Below are 9,135 nucleotides of genomic sequence, written 5' to 3' on the forward strand. Positions count from 1 at the left end.
TGGCGCCCAGGATCGACGAGGCGCCCGCCAGGTGGATGGCCAGGATCGCGCAGTCCATCGCCGGCCCGGTGTGGCCCGACGTGGATAGAGGCGGATACATAGTCCAGCCGCCGCCGAAGCCCTTGCCCGGCCCGCCATCGACCATCATCGAGACAACCAGCATCACGAAGGCCGCGATCAGCATCCAGAACGAGATGTTGTTCATTCGCGGGAACGCCATGTCCGGCGCGCCGATCATCAGCGGCACGAACCAGTTGCCGAACCCGCCGATCATGGCGGGCATGACCATGAAGAAGATCATGATCAGGGCGTGGGCGGTGACCACGACGTTGTAACCGTGCTTCGAGCCCTCGATCAGCCCGAGCTGGGCGATCAGCGAATTCGGCTGGAAAATCTGAATTCCCGGCTCGTAGAGTTCCCAACGGATCAGGCCCGACAGCGCCCCGCCCACCAGGCCCGCCATGATCGCGAACAGGATGTAGAGGGTGCCGATGTCCTTGTGGTTGGTCGAGAACAGCCAGCGGACGATAAAGCCCGGCTTGTGATCGTGGCTGTCGTGGCTGTCGTGGCTGTGATCGTGAGCGGGCGCTTGGGCCATCTTACGCGGGTCCTCGATCAGTGCGTGGCCGGCGCCGTGGGCGCGGGCTTGGTGGTGGGCGCCGCGGCCGCGGGAGTCGCGGGGAGGGCGGCGGGTGCGGCCGAAGCGGCCGGTGTGGCGGCGGGCTTTTTGTTCGAGGCGACCCAGGCGTTGAAGTCGGCCTGGCTCACAACCTTGACCTCGATCGGCATGAAGGCGTGGTCGCTGCCGCAAAGCTCGCGGCAGGAGCCATAGTAGGTGCCGACCCGGTCAACCTTGAACCAGGTCGAGTTAACCCGACCCGGCACAGCGTCCATGATCACCCCGAAGGCCGGCACGGCGAACGCGTGGATCACGTCAGCGCCGGTGACCAAGACCTGCACAACCTGATTCACCGGCACCACCAGCGGGGTGGTGGCGGCCAGTCTGTAGGGCACGCCCTTGGCCTTGGCCTCGTCCTCGGGAAGGATGTTGGAGACGAACTCAGGGATCTTCTGATCGGGATATTCGTAGCCCCAGTACCATTGATAGCCGGTGGCCTTCACGGTCATGTAGGGCTTGGGCATGTCGTGGTACTCGAACAGCAGCTTGAACGAGAACACGGCGATCACCACCAGGATCAGCACCGGGATCAGCGTCCAGGCGATCTCGATCTTGGTGTTGTGGCTCCAGGTCGCCGGCGTCGGGTTCGTCCGCTTGTTGAAGCGGAAGACGCACCACAGCAGCAGCGCCAGCACAAACAGCGTGATGACCGTGATGATCGGCATCAGGATCGCGTTGTGGAAGAAAATGGCGTCGTGCTTGAGGGGGGTGACCCCCGGCTGCATGCCGATCGCGCCGTCGGTGGGCTGACCCACCAATTCCTCGGCGAAGGCCTTGGCGCTCCACAGCGCCGTTCCCAGTCCCGCCGCCGCACCGGCGGCCATCGGCGTCGCCCAAGCCCGCATACCCTGAAACCTAGACGTCATGTCCCCTCGGTCTGGCTAGCCGGTCCATCGCGCGGATCTGACGATCCCATCGATTTCAAGGGCCGACTTTACGGAAGGGCTCACCCGGACACATCGGCGCCGCCTGCCCCTTCATCGCGGGTGCATACGCGCATCCCTTGGGCTTGCCAAGGCGCTAGGCCGATAGCGCCGGATCGACTCACAGAGCTTGTGATTTCAGCGCTCTTACCAAGGGTCGCCGATGAAGGATTCGCCGTGCACCGGGGTCCGGCTTCGGCTGACTTGTCCCGCGCGTGATGGCGGGAACGGTGAAAGGGTGACGACGGGCAGGCCAGCCCCTATCTTCCGCGAATGAACGCCCACACACCTGCCCCCTCGATCCTCGATTCCGCCGGCGTCGATCCCCGGCGCGCTGAAATCATCCTTGGCGAGGCCCTGGCCGGCGCCGACGACGGGGAGCTGTTCGTCGAGCGCTCCGAAAGCGAATCGTTCCTGTTCGACGACGGCCGGTTGAAATCGGCCGCCTTCGACGCCACCGAGGGGTTCGGCCTTCGGGTGGTGGCAGGCGAGACGGCGGGCTATGCCCACGCCAGCGAGATCTCCGAGGCCGCCATCGGCCGCGCCGGCGCCTCGGCGGCGCTGGCCAAGCGCGGCTACGCCGGCGTCGCCGCCGAGGGTCCCAGGGCCACCAACGCCAGGCTGTACGGCGACGAGAACCCGCTGGAGTCGCCCGACTTCGCCGCCAAGGTGGCGCTGCTACAGGAGATCGACGCCTGGGCGCGCGAGCGCGATCCGCGCGTCGTCCAGGTGATGGCCTCGCTGGCCGGCGAGCGGCGGACGATCGAGATCCTGCGCGCGGACGGCCGGCTGATCCGCGACGTCCGCCCGCTGGCGCGGGTCAATGTGCAGATCACCGTCGAGGGCGACGGCAGGCGCGAGAGCGGCTATTCCGGCGCCGGCGGCCGGGCCGGCTTCGAGGCCTGGATCACGCAGGACGCCTGGCGCGAACAGGTCGAAGAGGCCCTGCGCCAGGCCCTGGTCAATCTCGACGCCGTCCCCTGCCCGGCCGGCGAGATGGATGTGGTGCTGGGTCCCGGCTGGAATGGGGTGCTGCTGCACGAGGCTGTCGGCCACGGGCTGGAGGGCGACTTCAACCGCAAGGGCACATCGGCCTTCTCCGGGCGGATCGGCGAACGGGTGGCCGCGCCGGGCGTCACGGTCTTCGACGACGGCGCGCTCCAGGGTCGGCGGGGCTCCCTGACCGTCGACGACGAAGGCACGCCGACCGGCCGCACCATCCTGATCGAGGATGGAATCCTGGTCGGCTATATGCACGACCGGATGAGCGCGCGGCTGATGGGCCTGGAGGCTACCGGCAACGGGCGGCGCCAGTCCTACGCCCACCTGCCCATGCCGCGCATGACCAACACCGCGATGATGGCCGGATCCGACACCCGCGAGGCGATGATCGCCTCGACGAAGCGGGGGCTCTATTGCGCCAACTTCGGCGGCGGCCAGGTGGACATCACCAACGGCAAGTTCGTCTTCCAGTGCACCGAGGCCTATCTGATCGAAGACGGCAAGGTCACCGCCCCGGTCAAGGGCGCGACCCTGATCGGCGACGGCCCCTCGGCGCTGACCCGGGTGACCATGATCGGCGACGACTTCGGCTTCGACCCCGGCGTCGGCGTCTGCGGCAAGGCCGGCCAGAGCGTGCCGGTGGGCGTCGGCCAGCCATCGCTGAAGATCACCGGCCTGACCGTGGGCGGCACCAGTCTCTAGAGGGTCACCTCGCCCCGCATCACCGGCACGCAGCCGCCGCCCACCGAGGCGCGGACGCCCTCGGCGGTTCGCCGGGCCGTCACGTGAAGCCGGCTCGGACGGCCCATTTCGACGCCCTGGATGACCTCGAACTCGGCGGCGTCCCGCGTCCCCAGCGAGAGCAGCAGGGCGCCCAGGGTGGCGCTGGCGCTGCCCGTGGCCGCGTCCTCGTAGGTCCCCTGGAGCGGCGCGAACATCCGCGCCCGCACGGTCCGACCGTCTGGATCGGGGGCGTAGAGGAACAACGCCAGACGCTGGTTGTCGATGCCGGTCTCGGCGGCTACCCGGCGGAACCCGGCGAGGTCGGGGCCGGCTCGCGCCAAAGCCTCCGGCAAGACCTGGGCGAAGAAGAAATCGACCCCCACCGACGCCTGAACCGGCGCGTGCGCCGTGGTTACAACGTCCGCCGGCTGGAGCTCGACGCAGGCTGCCGCCTGCGTCACCGTCAGCTGTGGGCCAAGCGCCAGCGCGCGCGGCGCATCGATTACCGCGCCGGTCAGGTCGCCGCCCGCGTCACGGGCCACACGGACCTCCACCAGCCCCGCCAGTTCCTCGAACACCAGCGCGCCGTCCCGATCCCGTCCCTGGCTGGCCAGCACGTAGCCCGTGCCGACATTGGGGTGACCGGCGAACGGCATCTCGGCGGTGGGGTTGAAGATCCGCACGCGGGCGGTGTTGGCCGGGTCCGCCGGCGGCAGGACGAAGGTCGTCTCCGACAGGTTGAACTCGGCGGCCAGCGCCTGCATCTCGGCATCCGACATCCCGCGCGCGTCGGGAAACACCGCCAGCGGATTGCCGCCGAACCGGCGGTCGGTGAACACGTCGACGGTGACGAAGGCGTAGGTCGGCATGGCATGAGATCCGGTCGGTTGAACGTGGCGATGATGTCATGGCTCGGTTCCCGGTCGATCGCCAAGCCGTTCTGCTGAAGTCCGCGCGCGACGACGGTCATCGGCGGCGGCCCCAGCGGATATGCCGCGAATTACCGGCAATTCATTGGCGTTCAGATGGCAACCCGGGCCATTTGTACGCACAGGAGAGCTCCCGTTCATGATCGTCCCGTTCGTCCTGGCGCAGGCCGCCGCGGCGGCGCTGCCCGCCGTCGCGCCCCCTCAATCCGCGGTTACCGCCTTTCCGGCGGCCTTCTTCGCGGCGACCAACCCGTCGACGGCGCTCGACATGATCAATCGTGTTCCAGGCTTCACCCTCGACACCGGCGCTTCGGTTCGCGGATTCGAGGGCGCGGGGGGCAACGTCTTGATCGACGGCCAGCGTCCCGCCTCCAAATCCGACTCTGTCGACGAGGTGCTGCTGCGCATCGCCGCCGGTCAGGTCGAGCGGATCGACATCATCCGCGGCGGGGCGCCGGGGATCGATATGCAGGGCAAGGCCGTGCTGGCCAACGTCATCCGCAAGGCTGGCGCAGGCGTGCGCGGCCTGGTCGCGGCTTCGACCGCGATCGTCAAGGATGACGGCCGCGTCGCGCCGTCCGTTCGACTTGAAGCTTCGGGCGGTTCCGGCGACCGCACCTGGGAGGCCAGCCTTCGCAGCGGCCGCGGTATCGACGACGGCTCCGGCCCCGGTCCCGAGGTGAAGACCGACGCCCTCGGCCAGCCTCTGGCCATCGCCCAGGTGAGATCCGCGGGGGCGGGCGTGCAGACGACGGCGGCGGGCTCCTTCGAGATCCCCCTGCTCGGCGGCCGTTTCCGCGCAAATGGCCGCTATTTCCAGAACAACTACGACTTTGACGAGACCGACACATTCAGCCTTCCGGCGCTCGCCGTCAGCACCGATCACATCGGTGACGACGAGGCGGACACCGAGATCGGCGGGCGGTTCAGCCGCGACCTTGGCCGTCGCTTCAACGTGGAATTTGTCGGCCTGCGCACCACCAAGGCCGAGACCTTTGCCGACACCTTCATCGCCAGTCCCGGCGGACGGGTCGACTTCACCCTCGATCGATACTCCACCGAAACCATCGCTCGCGGCGTGCTCAAATTCCGCCAGAGCGAGCGCCTGTCGTGGGAAGCGGGCGCGGAGACGGCCTATAACGACCTGGACTCCAGGACGCGGCTTTCGCGGGACGGTGCGCCGATCGTGCTGCCCTCGGCCAACGTCCAGGTGCGGGAGACGCGCTGGGAAGCTTTTGGCAAGGCCGTCTGGCGCCCCACCGACGCCTTGACCCTCGAGGCCGCCCTGCGCCAGGAGGGCTCGGCGCTTACCTCACAGGGCGATGTGCGGCTGTCCAAGAGCCTGGCCTTCACCAAGCCCCGGCTGGCCGCCAGCTGGTCGCCGAGCCCGGCGTGGCAGGTCCGCCTGAGCCTGGAACGCGAGATCGGTCAGCTGAACTTCGACGACTTCGTAGCCAAGTCGTCGCTGAGCACCTCGACGGTCACCGCCGGCAATCCAAACCTCAATCCCGAGCAGGCCTGGGTCAGCGAAGCCGCCATCGAGCGTCGCTTCTGGGGCTCCGGGTCGGTGGTCGTTTCGGTGCGCCACTCCAGCCTCACCGACGCCATTGACCGGGCGCCGATCTCCCCGGGCTCGACCTTCGATTCGCCCGCCAACATCGGCCAGGGCGTGAAGACCGAATACGCCGTCGAGCTGACCGCGCCGCTCGACAGAATGGGCCTTGCCGGCGCCCAGTTGAAGGGATTTGTCAGGCGCCGCGTGAGCCAAGTGACCGACCCCACGACGGGTCGCGCGCGCGAGATCTCCGGCCTGCGGCCGCTGTCCTGGGAGGCGCATTACAGCCAGGGCCTCCCCCGCTGGCAGGCCAGCTGGGGCGTCGATGTGTTCGGCGCCTGGCGCCAGACCTACTATCGGGCCGACGTCATCGAGGTCCAGAATCTCAAGACCTACGTTGTCCCCTATTTTGAATGGAAACCCCGGCCTGATCTTCAGCTGCGCATCGAGGTGCAGAACGCCACGGAGCGCGGGTTCCGCAACACGCGCACGGTCTACGACGGGCCCCGCAGCCTCGATCGCGTGGCCCTGGTCGATGATCGCGACATCCAGTTCGGGCGGATCTTCTACATCCGGGTCCGCAAGACCTTCGGCGCGTAGGCGCTATTCCGCCGGCTGCGCGTGACCCGAGGCGTCGTTGGCGCCATTCGCCCAGGCCTTGATCAGGAAACTGAGGGCGATGAACACCACCCCGCATCCCACCCCGGCCCAGCCCAGCTTGTTGAAGCCGTCCAGCGAGGTCTTCAACGCCGCGTGGGCGTCGAGCACCTGTCCCCCCACGGTCTCGGTTCCCATCAGACCGGCGATCTTGCCGCCGACGAACTGGGCGATGGAGGAGGCCAGGAACCACACCGCCATCATGAACGAGACGATGGATTTCACCGACAGCTTGGTGATCTCCGACAGCCCCACCGGCGACAGGAACAGCTCGCCCGAGGTGTGCAGCAGATAGAGCAGGCCCAGCAGGAAGAGCGGCATGCGGAACTGGGCGTCGGCCATGCCCTGCGCCCAGACCACCACCAGGAAACCGAGGCCCACCTGGATCAGGCCAAGACCGAACTTCAGCGTCGGATCCGGATCGCGGCCGCGCGCCGCCAGCCAGGCCCAGAGCGCCGCGAAGATCGGGGCGAAGATCAGGATGAAGCCGGCGTTGAACGACTGGGTCTGGGCCGCCGAGATGCCCATCAGATCGACGTTGCGCGCGGCGAACAGGTTGAGCGAGGTGCCCGCCTGTTCGAACAGCGTGAAGAACACCACCGCGCCAAAGATCAACACCATCGCCAAGCCCATCCGCTGGCGCTCGACAGGGTTGCACTTGACCGCCATGAACCAGACGATGAAGGCGATGGCTGCGACCGTCGCGGCCTCGAGGCCAAAGCCCACGATCCGGTTCACCTGCACCAGGAAATAGACCGGGATGACGCCCAGGAGGCCCAGCGCATAGATCGCCCACTCGCGGTTGACCGGGCCGACGACCGTCTGCTTCAGCGCCTCCGGGGCCGGCGGCTCGCCATGCCCCTCCAGATATTCGCGGCCCAGCATGAACACCACGAAGCCGGCCGCCATGCCGATCCCCGCCAGGCCAAAGCCTGCCCACCAGCCGACGGTCTGGCCGACCAGCCCGCACAGGACCGAGGCCCAGAAGGCTCCCAGATTGATGCCGTAGTAGTAGAGGGTGAAGCCCGAATCGCGCCGGGGATCGCCTTGCGGATAGAGCTGTCCGACGATGGTCGAGATGTTGGGCTTCAGGAACCCGACGCCCATGATGATCAGGCTCACGGCGATATAGAACGCCATCTTGCCGAACGGATCGACCTTGGCGGTCATTTCGTAGGCGCCCTTGGGCAGTTCGGACGGCAGGGGCGAGCCGGCGGGCAGATCCTTGATCGCCAGGCCGCCGTCGGCCGCGGGACCGAAGGCATAGGGCTGGCCGGCCACCATCAGGCGCACCTGGCGGCTTTCCATGCGTCCCTGCGCGGCCACCGCATAGCTGGCGCCGGCATAGTGCAGGGTCTGCCGCGCCGGGGTTCCCTCGATGGCCATGGTCAGATGCCCGGCCACCAGCAGCAGGGCGCCGAAGGCCACGGCCTTGCGGGTGCCCAGCCAGCGGTCGGCGACGATCCCGCCCAGCAGCGGCAGCAGATAGACCAGAGATGTATAGGAGCCGTATTGCGCGCCCGCCGTCTTGTCGTCGAACAACAGGTGCTGGGTCAGATAGAAAATCAGGATGCCGCGCATCCCGTAGTAGGAGAACCGCTCCCACATCTCGGTGAAGAACAGGATGACCAGCCCGCGCGGGTGGCTCTTGCGCAGTTGCAGCATCACCGGAATGCCCGTCGCCAGCGTCACGACGAGACCGAGAAGCACGATGAGGTTCATAGGGACGCGGTTCCAAATCCTGGGGCGACGCGCGTCAGCGGGAAGGCGCTTCCCGGCCGCGGCGCGTTTGCCCGGAGAAAATCACGCGCCCCCCCTGAGCACAAGCGATCGGGCGACCCATGTAGGGCCATCTCGGACCCCGCGCTCGGCTGGGGCCCTTCGCGCGCGACGGAGAGCCTGTGATGAAGACGCCCGGCCCGGACCATCCGATCACACTGGAACCGGCGGCCAATCGCTGGCGCGCCCGGTTCGCCGGCGAGGTGATCGCCGACAGCGCCGCCGCCGTCATCCTGCGAGAGGCGGGCTACCCGCCCCGGGTCTATTTTCCCCGCGCCGACGTCGCCATGCGGCATTTGACGCGGAGCGAAGCGACCACCCACTGCCCCTACAAGGGCGACGCGGCCTACTACACCGTGCGCGCCAACGGCCGGATGTCGGAAAGCGCGGTCTGGACCTACGAACAGCCCTACCCCGCCATGGCCGGCATCAAGGATCTGCTGTCGTTCTATCCCGACAGGGTTGAGGTTTATGAGATCGCCGAACCTGCGGTCTCGACCGGCGGCTAAAGTCCGTCACCCCATAGCCTGCTCATCCCCGCGAAGACGCTTTCGCGCGGATTGGCGGAATTTTGGGTCAGGCTCAGCGGCGCGGCGGGCCGGTGGCGCGGCGCGCGGCCAGCACCTGGCCGACATTGGACGCCGGACTTCGCGGCGGAGGCGCCGTGGCGGCGATCGACCCGGTCAGCCGGGCGCGTAGATTCTGGGGTGAGCTTGAGGCGCCGGGCTCGGCTTTCGCGTGGGCGATCAGTTCGCGCAGGGTGAGGAGTTCCGCCGGCTTCGGGTCCGGCAGGGCCGCGGCGTCGGCGACCACGCCTTCCAGCGCGCGCAGCAGGATCGGCAGGCTGGCGCGTTCGGTCTCGCGGTCGCGTTCGCGCTCGTCGGAATC

The 9,135-nt window shown here is 68.0% G+C and carries 8 protein-coding genes; 3 read left to right on the forward strand and 5 right to left on the reverse strand.

Annotated elements, in window-relative coordinates; all coding sequences use genetic code 11:
* A partial coding sequence (locus tag RMN86_RS10185) for a cbb3-type cytochrome c oxidase subunit I (protein ID WP_309605733.1) occupies window positions 1-598 on the reverse strand: 598 nt, incomplete at its 3' end.
* Window positions 599-615: 17 nt separating this feature from the next.
* Entirely contained in the window at window positions 616-1,545 is a 930-nt protein-coding gene (gene coxB, locus RMN86_RS10190; RefSeq protein ID WP_309605734.1) for a cytochrome c oxidase subunit II, read from the reverse strand.
* Window positions 1,546-1,875: 330 nt separating this feature from the next.
* Here coxB and tldD point away from each other — a divergent pair, with 330 nt between their 5' ends.
* Window positions 1,876-3,306 carry a metalloprotease TldD gene (tldD, locus tag RMN86_RS10195; RefSeq protein WP_309605735.1) on the forward strand — a complete coding sequence of 477 codons (1,431 nt, stop codon included), beginning with the start codon at window positions 1,876-1,878 and terminating at the stop codon, window positions 3,304-3,306.
* Here tldD and RMN86_RS10200 read toward each other — a convergent pair.
* A complete protein-coding gene (locus RMN86_RS10200; protein ID WP_309605736.1) occupies window positions 3,303-4,196 on the reverse strand; it encodes a PhzF family phenazine biosynthesis protein in 894 nt (297 codons plus the stop codon). The genes tldD and RMN86_RS10200 overlap by 4 nt on opposite strands.
* 199 nt (window positions 4,197-4,395) lie before the next feature.
* Between RMN86_RS10200 and RMN86_RS10205 the strand changes: the two genes are divergently transcribed.
* On the forward strand, window positions 4,396-6,411 hold the full coding sequence (locus RMN86_RS10205) for a TonB-dependent receptor domain-containing protein (protein WP_309605737.1): 2,016 nt from the start codon (window positions 4,396-4,398) through the stop codon (window positions 6,409-6,411).
* A gap of 3 nt (window positions 6,412-6,414) precedes the next feature.
* Here RMN86_RS10205 and RMN86_RS10210 read toward each other — a convergent pair whose 3' ends face one another.
* A complete protein-coding gene (locus RMN86_RS10210) occupies window positions 6,415-8,190 on the reverse strand; it encodes an oligopeptide:H+ symporter (RefSeq protein ID WP_309605738.1) in 1,776 nt (591 codons plus the stop codon).
* 182 nt (window positions 8,191-8,372) lie between these two features.
* Between RMN86_RS10210 and RMN86_RS10215 the strand changes: the two genes are divergently transcribed.
* Window positions 8,373-8,756 (forward strand): DUF427 domain-containing protein, encoded by a 384-nt coding sequence (locus RMN86_RS10215; RefSeq protein WP_309605739.1) that lies wholly within the window; start codon window positions 8,373-8,375, stop codon window positions 8,754-8,756.
* 73 nt (window positions 8,757-8,829) lie between these two features.
* On the opposite strand, the gene RMN86_RS10220 is transcribed toward RMN86_RS10215, so the two are convergent.
* Window positions 8,830-9,135 (reverse strand): hypothetical protein (locus RMN86_RS10220; RefSeq protein WP_309605740.1); only part of this gene is annotated, 306 nt, incomplete at its 5' end.

This window comes from Phenylobacterium sp., from assembly GCF_031360265.1.
Taxonomy (GTDB): Bacteria; Pseudomonadota; Alphaproteobacteria; order Caulobacterales; family Caulobacteraceae; genus Phenylobacterium.

What these genes read in the sequence shown, in the direction of transcription:
- RMN86_RS10215 (WP_309605739.1), top strand. Translation starts at nt 8,373, where the DNA reads ATGAAGACGCCCGGCCCGGACCATCCGATCACACTGGAACCGGCGGCC.
- RMN86_RS10205 (WP_309605737.1), top strand. Translation starts at nt 4,396, where the DNA reads ATGATCGTCCCGTTCGTCCTGGCGCAGGCCGCCGCGGCGGCGCTGCCC.
- tldD (WP_309605735.1), top strand. Translation starts at nt 1,876, where the DNA reads ATGAACGCCCACACACCTGCCCCCTCGATCCTCGATTCCGCCGGCGTC.
- coxB (WP_309605734.1), bottom strand. Translation starts at nt 1,545, where the DNA reads ATGACGTCTAGGTTTCAGGGTATGCGGGCTTGGGCGACGCCGATGGCC.
- RMN86_RS10210 (WP_309605738.1), bottom strand. Translation starts at nt 8,190, where the DNA reads ATGAACCTCATCGTGCTTCTCGGTCTCGTCGTGACGCTGGCGACGGGC.
- RMN86_RS10200 (WP_309605736.1), bottom strand. Translation starts at nt 4,196, where the DNA reads ATGCCGACCTACGCCTTCGTCACCGTCGACGTGTTCACCGACCGCCGG.